The organism is Paenibacillus sp. Soil787, assembly GCF_001429545.1.
Taxonomy (GTDB): Bacteria; Bacillota; Bacilli; order Paenibacillales; family NBRC-103111; genus Paenibacillus_E.
Genome location: NZ_LMSP01000023.1, coordinates 233258 through 250583, shown reverse-complemented (window position 1 = coordinate 250583; position 17326 = coordinate 233258). Strand labels below are relative to the sequence as shown.

The window sequence follows — 17326 nt, the reverse complement described above, 5'->3', positions numbered from 1 at the left end:
GCTGCAATTTCTTTGCTATAATTTCTAATGACGAGTGTTCACGCCTTGACTTTGGTTGAATTTATAGTATGATAATTTTAATCGCATACGTTACATTTTCTTATCAAGAGTAGGTGGAGGGACTAGCCCTATGACACCCGGCAACCGACAAACCTTTGCAAGCAAAGGGGAGCACGGTGCTAATTCTTGCGGAAACGCTGTTTAAAGCGAATCTGGGAGATAAGAGAAAGGACATTGACTTTGATTTTCCATGGCCTTTCTCTGATTCCAGAGAAGGTCATTTTTGCATTTATCACCCCAAACACAACGTATAAAACTTATGAAGAGGAGTGAACAGGATGCCGATCAAGATTCCTGACAACCTGCCTGCCAAAGAAATTTTAAACCAAGAGAACATCTTCACCATGGACGAATCCGTCGCGTATCACCAGGATATACGTCCACTTCGAATTGCTTTATTGAATTTGATGCCAACGAAAGAAACAACGGAAACGCAGCTGCTGCGCTTAATCGGGAATACGCCATTGCAGGTAGAATTCGTGCTTCTGCATCCTAAAACTCATACCTCTAAGAACACTTCCGCCGAGCATTTGGAAATGTTTTATAAAACATTTGACGATATTAAAGATGAAAAGCTGGATGGGATGATTATCACAGGAGCTCCTGTGGAACAGATGGAGTTTGAGGATGTGAATTACTGGGAGGAATTGACACAAATCCTGAATTGGAGTAAGGACAACGTCACTTCTACCTTGCATATTTGCTGGGCAGCTCAAGCGGGCTTGTACCATCATTTCGGTGTGCGAAAGTTTGCGCTCGATAACAAGATGTTCGGTGTATTTCCTCATACCGTTCAGGTACCGAATACGAAGCTGCTGCGCGGCTTTGATGAAGTCTTTCATGTACCGCAATCGCGTCATACGGATATTCGTCGTGAAGACATTGAACAATGTCCGGATTTGGAGATTTTATCGGAATCTGAGGAGTCCGGTGTTTATATCGCGGCAACGCGAGATGGAAAGCATATTTTCGTAACGGGACATTCGGAATATGATGCTTGTTCATTGAAATGGGAGTACGATAGAGATGTAAGTAGAGGGCTTTCAATCGATATTCCTAAAAATTATTATCCGAATAATGATCCGAGCAGACAGCCTTATAATACTTGGAGAGCGCATGCGAATCTTCTGTTCTCTAACTGGTTGAATTACTATGTCTATCAAGAAACGCCATTTGAACTGAACGCAAACATCAACGAAAGCTTGGCAAGCTCACAATTGTAATTCGAACCCATATACCCTTGAGGAGGAATCCCCTTTGTTGAAAATCGAAAGTCGTCTCGCGCAAATTGGCTCTATTCAAGAACCCGTTACTGGAGCTATCAGCTTCCCAGTCTACCAAGCTACTGCGTTCCGTCATCCGAAGCTTGGGCAAAGTACAGGATTCGACTATGCACGTACCAAAAGCCCGACACGCAAGGTGCTCGAGGATGCTATCGCTCAGCTGGAGTCTGGAGATGCGGGCTTTGCTTGTTCCTCTGGAATGGCTGCGCTGCAAACCGTTTTTGCTTATTTCAGCCAAGGTGATCATCTGATTGTTTCCTTGGATTTATATGGCGGTACGTACCGTCTGCTTGAGAAAATCATGTCGCGTTTTGGTGTGACCGCTACGTATGTGGACACGAATGATTTAGACGGATTGGAAGCGGCTTACCAGCCAAATACCAAAGGGCTTGTCATTGAGACACCGACGAATCCGCTGATGATGATTACAGACATTGAGCTTGTTTGTACGTGGGCTCGTAAGAAAGGCATCGTATCGATTGTCGATAACACCTTGTTAACGCCATATCTTCAACGTCCTATTGAGCTTGGTGCGGATATCGTCATTCATAGCGCGACCAAGTACCTCGGCGGTCATAATGACGTGCTCGCTGGTCTCATCGTGACCAAGGGCAAAGAACTCTCGGAGCAGATGGCTTTCCTGCACAACTCCATTGGTGCTGTGCTTGGACCGCAAGACAGCTGGCTCCTTATGAGGGGAATGAAGACGCTTGCGCTTCGCATGGAGCGACATGAGCAGAATGCAACGGCCATCGCGAAGTTCTTATTGGAACACCCGCTGATCGGTGAAGTTTACTACCCAGCACTTGAAACACACCCTGGTTATGCAATTCAAAATAAGCAGTCGAGTGGAAACACGGGCATTTTCTCTTTTAAAGTAACGGATGCGAGACTGATTGAACCGATTCTTCGTCACATAGAGCTCATTGCTTTCGCGGAAAGCTTAGGCGGTGTCGAATCACTTATGACCTATCCGGCTGTGCAAACCCATGCGGATATTCCACTGGAAATTCGTCAGCAAATTGGGGTAGATGACCGTCTTTTACGCTTCTCTGTTGGCATCGAGCATATTGATGATCTGATCGCGGATCTATCGAATGCCCTCAGCAAGGCGCAAGCCGAATTGGAAGGAGATTCGCTATAATGACCAATCCACAAGATGATAAACGTAAGCCGCATGGCAAATTCGCAACGAAGCTTATCCATTTCGGTGGAGAGATCGATGAAGTGACAGGGGCATCCAGTGTGCCTCTGTATCAAGCTTCAACTTTTCATCAATCCGACTTAGAGGTCTCGCCCGAATATGACTATACGCGGTCTGGCAATCCAACGCGACAAGCCCTGGAAGACTATATTGCATTACTCGAAGGCGGTACGCGCGGATTTGCTTTTGCCTCAGGTATGGCGGCTATTTCATCAGCTTTCATGCTGTTATCGCAGGGTGATCATGTTATTTGTACCGAAGATGTTTATGGAGGTACTTATCGCCTGCTGACAACGATTATGAATCGTATGGGCGTTGAGTCGACATTCGTTGATATGACTGATATAGGCCAAGTACGTGCGGCACTGCGATCTAACACAAGAGCCGTATTTATTGAGACACCTTCGAATCCGACACTCCGAATTACAGACATCGCCGAAGTAGCGGCTTTTGCTAAAGAGCACGATTTGCTTACGATGCTGGATAATACGTTCATGACACCTTACCATCAGCGTCCAATCGAGCTGGGTATCGATATTGTGCTGCATAGCGCAACGAAGTTCCTTGGTGGTCACAGTGACGTTCTTGCCGGGCTGGCTGTAGTCGCTAACGACAGTTTAGGCCGCAGGATGAAACAAATCCAGAATGGCATGGGAAATGTACTAGGCATTCAAGATTCTTGGCTGTTGATCCGTGGTATGAAAACCTTGCGGGCTCGTATGGAAATGTCCGAAACTAGTGCCCGTAGACTGGCACAGTGGCTTTCAGAGCAGCCTGATATTGATGTTGTTTACTACCCGGGACTTCCGAATCATCCCCGTAGAGACGTTCATGAAAAGCAGTCTCTAGGCTATGGAGCGGTTGTTTCGTTCGATGTGGGTTCCGGCGAAAAAGCGAAAAAGCTATTAAGCAAAGTACGTATTCCACTCGTTGCGGTAAGCTTGGGCGCAGTGGAGAGCATCTTGTCCTATCCGGCTATGATGTCACATGCCTCGATGCCGAAGGAAGTACGCTTGCAGCGCGGCATTACGGATGGTCTCGTGCGATATTCGGTTGGGCTTGAAGATATCGAAGACATTATTGAAGATTTGGAACAAGCCCTTCGCGGATAGGCCTCCATGATTTCAAAAATTAGTCATATTTGAAATGGAATACGCCTTGGTAAAAGCAGCATATTGCTGCTTTTTTGGCATGAATATGATACGATGAGTGGATACAAGCCTTCAGAAAGTAAAGGAGTGAGTAGCTATGAAACCGATTGATCGCATTTTATATAAAGCACAGTCAGGCGGACGAATTGATATAGAAGAATGTATTACCCTTTTCGAATCCGATCAAGTAGAGAAGATTGGCGACACTGCCAATCAGATAATGAAGAAATGGCATCCTGATCCAATTACGACATTCGTCATTGGGCGGAATATTAACTATACGAATATTTGTGACGTTTATTGCAGATTTTGCGCGTTTTACCGTCCACCGGGTTCATCAGAAGGTTACGTATTGCCGGATGAGACCATTTTCCAGAAGATTCAAGAGACTCTGGATGTAGATGGGACCGAAATCCTCATGCAGGGCGGCACGAATCCGAATCTTCCATTCAGCTATTACACGAATATTCTTAAAGAGATTAAGAAACGTTTTGACATTACAATGCATTCTTTCTCGCCAGCTGAAATTATGAAAATGAAAGATGTTTCGGACGGTTTATCTCTAGAGGAAGTTGTTCGTCAATTACACGAAGCTGGACTCGATTCTTTGCCAGGTGGCGGCGCAGAAATTCTGGATGATCGCACTAGACGCAAAATTAGTAAGCTAAAAGGTTCATGGCGCGATTGGATGGACGTTATGCAAACCGCTCACAAAATTGGTATGCATACAACAGGTACTATGGTTATCGGTTTTGGCGAAACCATGGAAGAGCGCGCGCTTCATATGCTGCGTATTCGTGATGCGCAAGATGATGTTCTGTTCCAGAAGCTTAATACACCAGGCTTCCTAGCTTTTATTCCGTGGACATTCCAACCGGATAATACGAACATGAAGGCAGAGAAAGTCACGCCTGAAGAGTATTTGAAGACGCTGGCGATTAGCCGAATTATGCTGGATAACATCCCTAACTTCCAATCTTCGTGGGTGACGATGGGACCTGAAGTAGGCAAGCAAACGCTAAGCTATGGCTGTAACGACTTTGGAAGTACGATGATTGAGGAGAACGTAGTCTCCGCGGCGGGTACAACGCACAAGGTCAATGTTAACTCCACACTGCGAATCATTCGCGAAGCAGGGAAAATTCCAGCTCAGCGGAATACGAAATACCAAACTTTGCGTGTGTTTGATGACGAGTCTGTCACAATCGACAAAGATTTCGTGATGCAAAACTAAACGAATGTGATTTAGAGAGCAGCTACGGCTGCTCTCTTTTTGTTTTAAATGCAGATGAATTTACTTGGACAAGTTATGAAAAGATTAATGTTATTTTCATGTTTGCTTTTGAAAAAAGGAGTATAATCGAATCAGTTCACAATTTAGACAAAAATGATAGGAAGTGATTCTTGTGAAACTATTCAAAAATTTTCTTCAAGGATTTTTTTATGCTTTTGTCTCAATTGGCGCTCTTCCATTCTTGCTTGTAAAAAGTATTTTTGAATCGTACTTAGGATAGCAGCCCTACAAAAAAGCCTCCAACTTGGAGGCTTTTTCTTTACAAATAGAAGCTGTATTTCGCTTCCCTTGAATGGTGCGGTAAGAATGGATAAGTGAATATCTGCGGGATTGGCATATATCCACTAAATATTTGACAAAAAAATGATGAATGGAAATGGCAAATTGTTCGTTGTATATCTGATTCCTATCGACCATATACTCTTAGGAGGAGGACGTATTTGATGAAAGGAGTTAGTCTATGGAACTGTTTGCAATTGTTGTAATGAATGCCGATGAGGCCTATGTACGTTCGCTAAGCGGTCAGATAGAACGTGGGCTGCAGCTTTTACATATCGCTGAAAGTGGAGTAACTGCCCCATTTGATTTGCATGAAACACATGCTTACATTCGAATAGAAGTGAAGATGAAGGAAAGAGAAATATCTTCCATTCATAAGGAAATAAGGGAAGGACTAGCTAGCTTATTGGCTGATCATATCATCGCAGAGAAAGAGCTGCTTATGTTGCGTGATTTGATTGTTAAAGAATTTAAATATGAAGCCATAGACGATTTGGAAGCAATAGAAGGGTACTGCAAGCAATCCATGTGTGCGGAGACGGTAATTGAGGAATTGCCTATTTTGAATGGCAGCTCAGCAAGAAATCGACGTAAACAGATGTTAACAGAGCAGCTCGTGCAGTCTCTGGAGGAAGCCCCTCGGCTAAGCTTGGATGGTTTTCTCAAATTTCGCTTACAGGATTATACCGAGGAGCTGCGAGAGATAGCTGAGTATGCTATTGATGAGTTTATGATGGATCGCCAGTATCAGGAATTTATTTCACTATTGCAATACTTTGTTTATATTCAGGAAGCTAAGATCCCTGTTGCTCATCTTATACATAAAGGCGGGCATGAGTTTGTCATCCTGAATGATCAGCTTGAACTCATAGACGCGAATGAATTCGATACAACCTTTAAATTGGAAGTACTTGAAAAAGATATTAATTTCGAGGACATGATTGTCAGCACACTCATTACGGTATCTCCGGCAAATATTTACATCCATACGCGAGATCCCGAATTAACGATCATCAAGACGATTAGACAAATATTTGAAGATCGAACAACGGTCTGCTCCTATTGCCGAACTTGTGACATCTTCTTGGGTGAAGCTAAGAAACAAGATCAACTGTCCCCTTGACCTTGAGCGAAGAGGCAATTATAATAGTGAACGAAGGCGTTAATATCAAAGACATGAACTTTCTGCAAGAACTGCTCAGAGAGAGGAGACTAGGCTGCAATCTCCTTCAGCTATTCAGAAAAGTTTACCCCTTTGTAGCCGTATTGTGGAATTCGGCCTGACTTGCAGGATCGTTAGTATACAATACCGGAATCATTCCCGTTACCGAATGCTGATGAGGATTCGCCTTACCCCTAGGGGCATGTTGCGAATCGAACTAGGGTGGAACCACGAGCTGAGCGCACTCGTCCCTTTTGGGATGCAGTGTGCTTTTTTGCGTTCAAAAATGAGAGTACAAAGATGGCTATCCTACGGATAAGCTCTAAGGAGGAACAAAGATGGTTGTTCAAGTGAAATTACCAGATGGCGCGGTTAGAGAGTACGCAGTTGGAACGACCATTGAACAAGTGGCGGAATCCATTTCATCCGGACTGAAGAAAAATGCGATTGGCGGCAAAGTTAACGGGAAATCCGTTGATTTGTCGTTCTCTCTGGAAAATGATGCAGACGTAGAAATTCTAACACTCGATAGTGAAGCGGGATTAGAAATGTATCGTCACAGCACAGCTCATTTGATGGCTCAGGCGATTAAACGTATTTATGGTGAAAAAGCGGTTAAATTAGGGATTGGGCCTGTCATTGAAGACGGATTTTACTACGATATCGATTTGGAAACACCGCTTAATCCTGAAGATTTGGTGAAAATTGAGAAGGAAATGGAGCGTATTTCCGGTGAGAATCTGGCGATTACTCGCCGCGTTGTTTCCCGTGAGGAAGCAATTCGCATTTTCACTGAAATGGAAGATCCGTTTAAGCTGGAATTGATTCGTGATCTGCCGGAGGATTCGGTACTTACCATCTATGACCAAGGTGAATTCTTTGATTTATGCCGCGGACCGCATCTACCATCAACTGGCCGAATCAAAGCGTTCAAATTATTGAGCGTTGCGGGTGCTTACTGGCGCGGGGATGCAAAGAACAAAATGCTGCAGCGGATTTACGGCACTGCTTTCCCTAAGAAAGCGCAGTTGGATGAGCATTTGCATCTTTTGGAAGAGGCTAAGAAACGTGATCACCGTAAGCTGGGCAGAGAGCTTAAAATGTTTGCTTTTTCACGCGAGGTTGGGCAAGGTTTACCGCTTTGGCTGCCAAATGGGGCTAAATTAAGACGTACAATGGAACGTTATATTGTCGATCTAGAAGAGCGTCTGGGTTACCAACACGTTTACACGCCAGTTCTCGCTAATGTTGAGTTGTACAAAACATCCGGTCACTGGGATCATTACAGCGAGGATATGTTCCCGAAGATGGTGATGGACAACGAAGAGCTTGTCCTGCGTCCAATGAACTGTCCACATCACATGATGGTTTATAAAAGCGATATGCGCAGCTACCGCGATCTGCCGATTCGAATTGCTGAGCTTGGCACTATGCATCGTTATGAAATGTCCGGAGCTTTAACAGGTCTACACCGTGTTCGTGCCATGACACTGAATGACGCTCATATTTTCTGTCGTTTGGATCAAATTAAAGAAGAGTTTTCCCGCGTTGTGAACTTGATTCGTCAGGTTTATGCGGATTTCGGAATTACAGACTACCGTTTCCGTCTTTCCTATCGGGATCCTAAGGATACAGAAAAGTATTTCCAAGATGATCAAATGTGGGAAACTTCCCAACGCATGCTGCGTGAGGTTGTTGAAGAGCTAGGACTTGATTTCTACGAGGCTGAAGGTGAAGCTGCCTTCTATGGTCCTAAACTTGACGTTCAAATCAAAACAGCACTCAAGAAAGAAGAAACACTGTCAACAGCACAAATTGATTTCTTGCTCCCAGAACGCTTCCAGCTTGAATACACAGGTGAAGATGGTCAGAAACATCGCCCAGTCGTTATTCACAGAGGGATTATCAGTACTATGGAGCGTATGACAGCCTTCTTGCTTGAGAATTTCGCTGGTGCGCTGCCAACGTGGTTAATGCCTATCCAAGCCAAGGTTATTCCGGTATCGCCGGCATTCGAAGAATTCTCGAATCACGTGACTGAGCGTCTACGCGAAGCCGGTATTCGAGTTGAGGCAGATAATCGCAATGAGAAGCTGGGTTATAAGATTAGAGAAGCGCAGCTGGAGAAGATTCCTTATATGCTAGTCGTCGGTGAAAACGAAGTGAAAAGTGAAAGCTTATCTATTCGAAAACGTGGTCAAGGGGATTTAGGTACCCATCCGATTGAACAAGTAATTGGCATGATTAACGAGGAAATAAGCAAGAAGCTATAAGACTCATAACCTATAAATGAAGCAGAGAAGATATTCTTCTCTGCTTTTTTTGTTTTCAAATTCAGTTAATTGGGTATGTATAAGGGGACGTAATTAGGACACCTTAAACAGTGAGTCTGCATCCGGAGGTTTAAAGGTGATAGGTATTGGACAACCTGCAATAGTAGGGGAGGTATTTAAAAATAATCATGTTAACCAATTTTTTGACTCAGTCTAAATGGTTTAGTGCGTCGATCATCGTTGTTCTGATGGCACTTTTCGGACAAGAGACGGCGGGCAAAAGCAACCAAAGCTACACGACGGCAAACACCGTCACCCATATACAAGATCATCAGCAAAGTGTTATTCCGGCCAAAACGGCGCCTGTTTCTCAGCCGGTTACACAAGAAAACCTGCAACAAATCAACTATCGTTACGTTCCGAAGTTAGACTCAGATTTGTCCAAGCTCAAGGCAGTCGAAGTGACAGCCACCGGTTATTTTGCAGGTAAGGAATCAACAGGGAAGAATCCGGATCATCCTGAGTATGGGATCACGTATTCAGGTATTAAAGTAAAGCGGGATGATAAATCCTTATCGACGATCGCAGCAGACACGAGCGTTTTCCCGCTTGGAACTGTCTTGTTCATTCCCGGTTATGGTTATGGCGTTGTTGCAGATACAGGCAGCGCTATTAAAGGTAAGAAAATTGATCTGTACTTCGACACAAAGGATCAGGTTTACAAAGAATGGGGCAAGAAGACAGTTAAAGTATTTATCGTCAAAGAAGGACAAGGGAAAGTGACCGAGCTCATCTGGAATCAACTAAAAGATGAGATTATCACACCTACCAAAGCGCTATAACGAAAAACAGCTTTTCAATAAGCGGACATTTCCATCATAAATTCTCCTGTTTGGGAAAACCTAATCTTACAGGAGGTGATTGAACATGGCTAAGAACAAGAATAACAAGAATAAAAATTTGAGCTCGAATGTATCTCAAGACGTAGAATTTGCTGCGGAAACATCGGTAGCAAACAAACAGCAGCAAACGAATACTCAAAACCAAAATAAATAATGAAATATCAATAAGCTAAAAAGCGATAGAAGAGCAGAGACCTGAAAAGGTCTCTGTTTTTTTATTTCTTTTCAATATCTTTTATTTTCGATATAATGTAACAAAAACTAACATTTAGGTTCCTTTTGGGAGGAGTTCCAATTGCTTATGCGCGCAGAGATGAAACTCAAAGCTTGGTTGTATGCTCTTATTCTTATTGGTATTACGGTAAGTGTACTCGCGTTATTTACTTCCTCTCGATGGTTTACGGCTGCAGGTTTGGCTGTTTTTTTGTTTATAGGTAGTATGACTTGGCTTAGTTCCAGATCCTCAAGGGCATCAAATAGCCAAGATAATAAGGGGCAACAAGAGCAATTCCGAACGTTTATACAAGAATCTCAGGTTGTCGCGGACAGATTAGCAGCTGCTGTTGAGGAAGTCAATCGTTCGATCGGACAACTGCTGTACATAGCCGATGCTTCGATCCAAGGAGAAGAGGATCTGAAGAGTCGAAGTAATCAAGCGGTTGGACAGCTGCAGGAAGCATTCGCTGCGATCCAGCAAGTAGCAGCTGCAGCAGACCAAATTCTAGATTCATCCTTACATATGCATCAAGAGAGTGAGCAAACCAAAGATACGGTGGTCGATGTATGCCGGTCGCTGAATGCCACGGATGAAGTCATGAATGATCTACATATGAATAATGATACCATGCAGAAGAAGATTCAGGATTTGACAGGACACACATCAAAGATTGAGGAAATCAATACATTTATTGCTGAAGTGGTTTCTCAAACCTCGCTGCTCGCGCTTAATGCATCCATTGAAGCGGCCAGAGCGGGTGAGCATGGACGAGGCTTTTCTGTGGTTGCTCAGGAAATTAAGAAGCTGGCTACACAAAGTCATGAAGCGGTTACGAAATCTTCTGAGCTATTAGCATCCATCGAGAGCGGTGTTTCACAAGTAGTGACAGCAGTTGCTGAGGAGAAGGCATCAGTCGCTCATGGGATCGCTGAGATGAAAATCATAAAAGACAAGATCGATACGATCTTCGCATTGATTCTGAATGTCAATAATCTTGTATCGAGTACAACAAGCTCTACCCAGCATCAGTCTTCACTTGTCTCAGGTACAAGAACATCATTAGGCCAAGTTGTTGATTTGATGAATGAGACGATGTCTAGTGTGGAGAATACCTTGGATCAAATGAAAAAGCAGCGCCATGAAGTATCGATGCTGCAGCATATCAATCAAAATCTGGATCGTTCTTCTAAGGAACTGATACATGCGATACAAGCAGTAGGTATGCAAAATAAAGAAGGTACGGTTCGTGGAAATATCCAAGAGATGAAGCAAGTTCTTAGCTCACTTGTTCTAATACCTGACATAACTTCATTGCTAGATGTTAAGCATGCTTCGCATTTAAGCACTGTTTTGCAGAATACGGTTGGAATCGAAGCAATCTGGTCTAACCGCGCGGATGGAACCTTCATCTATTCGATGCCTGAGGCAGGTCTTGTTAATGCAAAGGGCAGAGAGTGGTGGAAGCGTGCGATGGCGGGAGAACTCTTCGTTTCTCCGGAATACGTGTCAGCTATTACCAAAAAACCATGTATCACCATGTCAAAAGCGATAATAGATGACATGGGAATCCTTGTTGGTGTTGTAGGAATTGATTTAATATTGAAATAAAGGTTCTCAAATCGCTTATTTTGGTGTAAAATAAGATTACTGTTATAAATCTTGACACGGGGAGATAGGTGAGTGATCATGCTGAATGCTTTGCGATTGGATGGAAAACCTCAAAGAACACCAAGGAAAGCTGCAGAGGTATTTCCTTTCTTGGAAGCTTACATTGTCCGCAAGGAACAGCAGGTCTTGGATATTGAGCAGGTAGTGGAGCGTTACGAAATCAAAAGAATGAAAGAAGAGCGCGCTTATCAGACGATGTCATCATTTCGCCGCATGTTTTCTGGTAAGAAACCTGACCATCATCTTGCTGTCGAGTATATCCACTATGTGAAGAAACCCATGGAGCAAGTTAGGAAGCTTCGAGCTGAAATTGCCCATGCGAGACAAATTATGAATGAATCCAAACCAGGCGATGTAATCTCAGTACCGGATGAGATTGAAGAGCTTCTTTCTTAATACAAACAAGAAAACCTTCCAATGGAAGGTTTTTTTTGTTTGTATTAAGAAAGTAATTGAAAGGCCTAGCTAGGCCTTATCAGCCCTCAACCCAGCCCTCACACGCCGTAGTCGGCAGCTGAGAGGTCTTTTTCTCGTATAAGAAAGAAAAAATGTTTTGATCAGGAGCGAACTTAAACGAGAAGGCGTGACTGTGGGTTTGGTAAACCTGCAAATGTGCATGCTTTTTTCTTTAAATAGCTCATATCTCGTAAATCCCTGTAATCGTGCAGGCTTTTTCGTTCTTTTTTTAATATCAGGAGGGAAAAACTAAAAATTCCTGCATATTAGCAGGAATTTCCGCTTCTGAAACGATTTTAGCAAAAATACATGCACTTTCGCAGTTATTTTTGGCATTTAGTACTATACGAAAGACAAAAGGCACAACCTCAGGTTTTCTCACTGACCTTTCTTTAGTTGTTCTAAGTCCAGAAATCCATCCTCTTGGCTGTAAGCAGGAACACCGTGTATACCGACGTCTAATCCGACTAATTCCTCATCTCTACTAACTCGCAGTGGAACGATCAGTTGAATTAGCTTCATACAACCCCATGTAATAACGAATCCCCATATACAAATGATAACAAGACCTAATGCTTGAACACCAAGAAGGCTGAAGCCCCCGCCATAAAATAAACCAGCAGTGCCTTCCCGAATAGCGTCAGGCTGTGCAAATAATCCTACTGCGAGAGTCCCGATGCTGCCGCTGACACCATGAACAGGAAAGGCGCCGACTGGATCATCAATCCGTCTAGCTTCTAGCATTTCTGTTGCGTAAACCATGGCGATCCCGCATATGGCACCGATCAAAATGGCTGCTGCATCACTAACGAAAGCACAGCCTGCCGTAATGCCAACGAGCCCTGCAAGAGCGCCGTTGATAACCATGGGAGGATCGGCTTTGCGGTAACGCATCATGGTGAATAGGATGCACGTTGCGCTGCCTGCTGCTGCTGCCAGCATGGTTGTTACGGCGATGTGGCCGATCGAAGTATTGGTGGCACTGAGTGTGCTTCCTGAGTTAAAGCCAAACCAACCGAACCAAAGGATAAATGCGCCTACTGAGGCAAGTGGCAAATTAGACGGCGGTACAATGTTAGCCGTGCCGTCAGCAGAAAATTTGCCAATCCGCGGACCAATGATCATCGCTGCGGCAAGAGCGGAGAAGCCGCCAAGTGCGTGAATGACAGCTGAACCTGCGAAATCAACCATACCTAATTTACCGAGCCATCCATTAACGGCCCATACCCAGTGACCAGCAATGGGATAAATTAAACCAGTCATTGCAATGGTGTACAGAATGTAAGCACGGAAATTGACGCGCTCAGCTACAGCCCCAGATACGATTGAGATAACAGCGATAACAAAGGCGCATTGGAATAACCAATAAGTCTCATGTGAGATATTTAAAACAATATGTGTTAAATCTCCTCCCATGAAGAAGCCGGTAGTTCCAAAAAGTCCGGAAACATCTTTCCCGTACATAAGGGCGAAACCGAATAAGTAAAAAATAAGTGCTCCAAAAGAGATATCAACAAACACTTTCATAATGATACTTACTGCATTTTTTTGTCTGACGAAGCCTGCCTCCAATAAAGCAAAGCCGCCTTCCATCAATAAAATCATGGCAGCTGTCAGAACCACCCATATGGTATCTAGGCCGCTAGAAAGCTGTTGGATTGCATCCATAATCTGATCTCTCCTTATGTTTGAGGAATTGTTTGCACCAATTATACGGTTCTGATGATAAACATGTCAACGAAATGCGTAAGAATACATAACATCTGATAGTTATTGTTCGTTTTTTTAAATATTGATGTCAGTTATTTATGTGATTCTTTGAAAACTCAGTCTCTAGACCGAGGAAACCTTCAATCTCTCGTCTCTTTTCATTCATGGCTGTATCTTATAAACTAGACGTAGCTTAACAACGCTGTACACAAATGGAGGAAGAAAGTATGAATCCGCATATGTTTCAAAGAATAATTTGGGGACTTGTCCTCGTAACGGCAGGCGTCCTTTTTTTACTAAACCAATTAGGGATTATTGATATTGATCTTGCTTATATGTTTTCCACTTATTGGCCTGTCATTCTTATATTCTATGGTCTCGTTGGTTTTATTTGGCAGCGTAAGTATCATTGGGGAGGCTCAATTTGGAGTTTACTCGTTTGCTGTATTGGGACGATCTTTCTCCTGAAGAATTTAAAGCTGACCGATCGATCGTTGGGAGAGATGTTTCAGATATTGGGACCTGTTGCCTTAATTTTATTTGGATTGAGTGTGATTTTTAAACCTAGTAAGAAAGAGTCACCGGATTGGCCTTCTATTAAAGAAGCGAAAGATCAAGTCAGACAGGCAAGACGCGAAGCTAGAAGATTGCAGCATGAGAAATATAGAAATCCTTGGGATCAACCCAAGTGGAGTGATAGAGCGCCATCGCCTACAAATGATAAGGAGCATAATAGTAAATCTACTTTTAATGAAGTAAAGCATGAACTCAGTGACGAGGAAAAAGCTGTACTCAAGGATATTCATGGCGAGTTTCATGATAAACATATGTGGGAAGTGCCTGAAGCATCGGGGGTACCAGATCTAAGTAAGGCACCTCAGCCGCCTGGGCAACCGCAAACGCATGCTTTTAACCATCATGGGCATAAGTACGATGATTTCGTACGTAACTTCGACTCTGGTGATGTACTTCATCGGCATGGCTTTATCGGAGATGTGCATTTGGGACAAGAAGCTTGGGAACTGAAGCCGATTCAAATCTCACATTTCATTGGTGATTCCGTCATAGATCTTACTCGTGCGGCCATACCCTTAGGAGAAACAACGATTCATGTTTCAGCATTTATTGGTGATGTGAAAATATTCATTCCTAATGATATTGATGTTGAAGTTCGCGTAATGGCAAGTTCTTTTATCGGAGATATGAAAGTGCTTGATCGGCGTGAGAGCGGGTTTCTGCGCAGTGTGAGAACTCAGACCTCGCAATATGAAGAGGCTGAGCGGAAAATAATTGTAACCACGAGCATGTTTATAGGTGACATCACAATTAAAAAGATAGGTTAAGGATGGAGCATGTACAAATTGCGAATGTTCAATATGAAGTGGCAGCTGCTGAATTACTTTCTCATCTCGAGTTTGCTCACGGTATCTAGCATCTATATAGTGCTTGAATATTATAAGGATGAACTTGTCTCATGGCAGTTCCGAATGTGGTTTGTTATAGCCATTCTCTTGGTCTGTCTAACGGTGGGTTATGTTGCTACTAAAAGATGGCAGCGCAAAGTTGATGAGCTGCATGTAGCCATGCTCGAATTGTCCAAGGGGAATTTCTCCAGTCGGATTGAGATGGAACCCGTAGAACCATTCTTGTATTTGTATGATGCTTTTAATAGCATGGCCTCTGCTGTTGAAGAGCGTATTCAGCTGCTGCAAAAATTGGGCGAGGCCGAGGCGATTCGTGATCAGGAGCTCACGGAAAATGCTGTGCTTGAGGAAAGACGCCGACTGGCGCGGGATCTGCATGATACGGTTAGTCAAGAGCTGTTCGCCATTCATATGTCAGCATCCTCTTTACCCAAAATTCTGGAGAGAAACCCGGATGCGGCACCGGGCGTTATGAATCAGCTTATTCAAATGTCTCACCATGCCCAGAAGCAGATGCGCGGACTCATTTCGCAATTAAGACCCATTGAACTGGGGGATATGAGCTTACAAGAAGCCTTGGAGAAATGGTTTCCGGAATATTGCCGAAACCATGAGCTGCAGGGCAAGCTTGATGTTTCACTGCATAAATCGATATCTGAAGCGATTGAACATCAATTTTTCCTCATTATACAAGAAGGTCTTGCAAACGTAGTCAAGCATGCTTCTGCCAAACATGTTCGCCTAGCTATATATGAAAGAGAGCACCAGTATGTGCTTCAGCTGCAGGATGACGGTCAAGGCTTTGAACGTAGAGACATCCCGTCGGCTTCACATGGTTTATCGACAATGAGAGAGCGAGCGCAGAAGCTTGGCGGCGAAGTGGAGATAGACAGCAAGTTAGGATCAGGGACACGAGTTAGAGTACGCATTCCGCGGTTTACGGGACAGTCGAGCTTGCTAATAAAGGATAGAGAGGGAGAAACAAATGAGCGGTAACATTAAAGTGATGATCGTAGATGATCACGATATGGTTCGGGTTGGGCTTCGAACCTACATCTCGTTGGAACCCGGATTGGAAGTTGTAGGGGAAGCAAGCAATGGCCAGGATGCGTTCGATAAGTTAAATCAGGAGCTCTCTCATCATTTGCCTGATGTCATTTTGATGGATCTAACCATGCCTGTTCTGGATGGTATAGGCGCCACCAAATTGATTTGCAGTAAATTTCCACAGATTAAGGTAATTATGCTGACCAGCTTCTTGGAGGAAGCGAAGGTTCTCGAAGCAGTCGAATCGGGTGCCATCAGTTATATGCTGAAGACGGTTTCATCCGATCAATTGATTCATGCGATTCTGAGCGCTTACCGCGGTATGCCGGTTATGAACTCAGAAGTGTCCCTTGCGCTTACAAGAGGGATTAGGCAGCGTAATAGTATACCTGAGGAAGAAGGATTGACTTCGCGAGAGAAAGAAGTATTGCTTTTGATTGCAGAGGGAAAAAGTAATAAAGACATTTCAGAAGAGCTTTTTATTAGTATCAAAACGGTTAAAACACACGTCAGCAATCTTCTAATGAAGTGTGAATTAGAGGATCGGACGCAGCTTGCTATCTTCGCGCACCGCAAAGGCTTGGTTTAACAAACAGGAACGTACCACACATAAAAACTAGATTTTGACACATTCTATGCGTAAGTAAAATAATTTGAGCGCTTAAGGAGTGTCTGCATGAAAAAATTATCATCATCATTGGAGCAGGTCAAAGAATCTTTCGACAGTGTCCGTGAGCACCTGCATGAATTTGATTTTGCTCTGGGCGGCAATTGGGATTACGATCATGGCTATTTTGATCACTATTTAGATGAAGAACATCTTGTTTGGCTGCGTATTCCTTTTCAAGTTTTGACTGGAAGGATTGATGGCGACGCCGAATCAACGGATGCGATCGTCGAAGTGGGAACCCCTTTCGTACTGAAGCATGTTTATAATAAAGGACTTGATCAGGGGGCCGAAGCTGAAACCTATGGCGCATTGATCGATCAATTCCAAACTCCGCTTGATCCTGACGCCAAAATCGAAGATAAATGGGTGAAAGAAGCAGCTGGGCTGCTTCATAAAGTGGAAGAAGCTTGGATACAGTGAGTTAGCCCTTTTTTTACCTCCATTTTATTGTTTTTTAATATTCGTTTAAGGTTGTGGGTGCATGATAGAACTACAGAGAACAAGACATAACCCTTCAAGAAGCATG

At 43.6% G+C, this 17326-nt stretch carries 15 protein-coding genes and 1 riboswitch; of the genes, 14 read left to right on the top strand and 1 reads right to left on the bottom strand.

What is annotated here, in order from left to right; genetic code table 11:
- Positions 1-97: 97 nt before the first annotated feature.
- Positions 98-226: riboswitch (SAM riboswitch) on the top strand.
- 112 nt (positions 227-338) lie between these two features.
- The 10 genes from metA (at position 339) to ASG93_RS20620 (ending at position 11889) form a co-directional block, all read left to right on the top strand.
- Positions 339-1283, top strand: coding sequence for a homoserine O-acetyltransferase MetA (gene metA / locus ASG93_RS20660; protein WP_056834754.1), 945 nt, complete (start codon positions 339-341; stop codon positions 1281-1283).
- A gap of 37 nt (positions 1284-1320) precedes the next feature.
- Positions 1321-2487 carry an aminotransferase class I/II-fold pyridoxal phosphate-dependent enzyme gene (locus tag ASG93_RS20655; protein WP_056835146.1) on the top strand — a complete coding sequence of 389 codons (1167 nt, stop codon included), beginning with the start codon at positions 1321-1323 and terminating at the stop codon, positions 2485-2487.
- Positions 2487-3659, top strand: a complete 1173-nt coding sequence (locus ASG93_RS20650; protein ID WP_056834752.1) for a trans-sulfuration enzyme family protein — start codon at positions 2487-2489, stop codon at positions 3657-3659. The genes ASG93_RS20655 and ASG93_RS20650 overlap by 1 nt, the downstream gene beginning before the upstream one ends.
- A 136-nt stretch (positions 3660-3795) precedes the next feature.
- Positions 3796-4932, top strand: coding sequence for a cyclic dehypoxanthinyl futalosine synthase (mqnC, locus tag ASG93_RS20645; RefSeq protein WP_056834750.1), 1137 nt, complete (start codon positions 3796-3798; stop codon positions 4930-4932).
- Between the two features lie 520 nt (positions 4933-5452).
- Positions 5453-6394 carry a putative sporulation protein YtxC gene (locus ASG93_RS20640; RefSeq protein ID WP_056834748.1) on the top strand — a complete coding sequence of 314 codons (942 nt, stop codon included), beginning with the start codon at positions 5453-5455 and terminating at the stop codon, positions 6392-6394.
- A gap of 377 nt (positions 6395-6771) precedes the next feature.
- Positions 6772-8706 (top strand): threonine--tRNA ligase, encoded by a 1935-nt coding sequence (gene thrS / locus ASG93_RS20635; protein WP_056834746.1) that lies wholly within the window; start codon positions 6772-6774, stop codon positions 8704-8706.
- A gap of 188 nt (positions 8707-8894) precedes the next feature.
- Positions 8895-9548: a 3D domain-containing protein gene (locus tag ASG93_RS20630; protein WP_056834743.1), complete on the top strand. Its 654-nt coding sequence runs from the start codon at positions 8895-8897 to the stop codon at positions 9546-9548.
- Positions 9549-9633: 85 nt separating this feature from the next.
- Entirely contained in the window at positions 9634-9762 is a 129-nt protein-coding gene (locus ASG93_RS36825; protein ID WP_268796036.1) for a hypothetical protein, read from the top strand.
- A 147-nt stretch (positions 9763-9909) separates the two neighbouring features.
- On the top strand, positions 9910-11433 hold the full coding sequence (locus ASG93_RS20625) for a methyl-accepting chemotaxis protein (protein WP_056834741.1): 1524 nt from the start codon (positions 9910-9912) through the stop codon (positions 11431-11433).
- A 78-nt stretch (positions 11434-11511) separates the two neighbouring features.
- Entirely contained in the window at positions 11512-11889 is a 378-nt protein-coding gene (locus ASG93_RS20620; RefSeq protein ID WP_056835144.1) for a hypothetical protein, read from the top strand.
- Between the two features lie 438 nt (positions 11890-12327).
- Here the strand turns inward: ASG93_RS20620 and ASG93_RS20615 are convergent, their stop codons facing one another.
- Complete coding sequence (locus ASG93_RS20615; protein ID WP_056834739.1) at positions 12328-13617, bottom strand: ammonium transporter; 1290 nt, start codon at positions 13615-13617, stop codon at positions 12328-12330.
- Positions 13618-13886: 269 nt separating this feature from the next.
- Between ASG93_RS20615 and liaF the strand changes: the two genes are divergently transcribed.
- From liaF to ASG93_RS20595, 4 genes are all read left to right on the top strand, one after another.
- Entirely contained in the window at positions 13887-15002 is a 1116-nt protein-coding gene (liaF, locus tag ASG93_RS20610) for a cell wall-active antibiotics response protein LiaF (protein ID WP_056834736.1), read from the top strand.
- A 9-nt stretch (positions 15003-15011) separates the two neighbouring features.
- Entirely contained in the window at positions 15012-16079 is a 1068-nt protein-coding gene (locus tag ASG93_RS20605; RefSeq protein ID WP_056834734.1) for a HAMP domain-containing sensor histidine kinase, read from the top strand.
- Entirely contained in the window at positions 16069-16719 is a 651-nt protein-coding gene (locus ASG93_RS20600; RefSeq protein ID WP_056834733.1) for a response regulator transcription factor, read from the top strand. The genes ASG93_RS20605 and ASG93_RS20600 overlap by 11 nt, the downstream gene beginning before the upstream one ends.
- 87 nt (positions 16720-16806) lie before the next feature.
- Positions 16807-17220: a YugN family protein gene (locus ASG93_RS20595; RefSeq protein WP_056834731.1), complete on the top strand. Its 414-nt coding sequence runs from the start codon at positions 16807-16809 to the stop codon at positions 17218-17220.
- The last annotated feature ends 106 nt before the right edge of the window (positions 17221-17326 follow it).

Bases quoted from the DNA above. Each gene is read 5' to 3' on its own strand.
- ASG93_RS20595 (WP_056834731.1), top strand. From the start codon at position 16,807: ATGAAAAAATTATCATCATCATTGGAGCAGGTCAAAGAATCTTTCGAC.
- ASG93_RS20650 (WP_056834752.1), top strand. From the start codon at position 2,487: ATGACCAATCCACAAGATGATAAACGTAAGCCGCATGGCAAATTCGCA.
- ASG93_RS20640 (WP_056834748.1), top strand. From the start codon at position 5,453: ATGGAACTGTTTGCAATTGTTGTAATGAATGCCGATGAGGCCTATGTA.
- ASG93_RS20605 (WP_056834734.1), top strand. From the start codon at position 15,012: ATGTACAAATTGCGAATGTTCAATATGAAGTGGCAGCTGCTGAATTAC.
- liaF (WP_056834736.1), top strand. From the start codon at position 13,887: ATGAATCCGCATATGTTTCAAAGAATAATTTGGGGACTTGTCCTCGTA.
- thrS (WP_056834746.1), top strand. From the start codon at position 6,772: ATGGTTGTTCAAGTGAAATTACCAGATGGCGCGGTTAGAGAGTACGCA.
- mqnC (WP_056834750.1), top strand. From the start codon at position 3,796: ATGAAACCGATTGATCGCATTTTATATAAAGCACAGTCAGGCGGACGA.
- ASG93_RS36825 (WP_268796036.1), top strand. From the start codon at position 9,634: ATGGCTAAGAACAAGAATAACAAGAATAAAAATTTGAGCTCGAATGTA.
- ASG93_RS20615 (WP_056834739.1), bottom strand. From the start codon at position 13,617: ATGGATGCAATCCAACAGCTTTCTAGCGGCCTAGATACCATATGGGTG.
- metA (WP_056834754.1), top strand. From the start codon at position 339: ATGCCGATCAAGATTCCTGACAACCTGCCTGCCAAAGAAATTTTAAAC.
- ASG93_RS20620 (WP_056835144.1), top strand. From the start codon at position 11,512: ATGCTGAATGCTTTGCGATTGGATGGAAAACCTCAAAGAACACCAAGG.
- ASG93_RS20600 (WP_056834733.1), top strand. From the start codon at position 16,069: ATGAGCGGTAACATTAAAGTGATGATCGTAGATGATCACGATATGGTT.
- ASG93_RS20630 (WP_056834743.1), top strand. From the start codon at position 8,895: ATGTTAACCAATTTTTTGACTCAGTCTAAATGGTTTAGTGCGTCGATC.
- ASG93_RS20625 (WP_056834741.1), top strand. From the start codon at position 9,910: ATGCGCGCAGAGATGAAACTCAAAGCTTGGTTGTATGCTCTTATTCTT.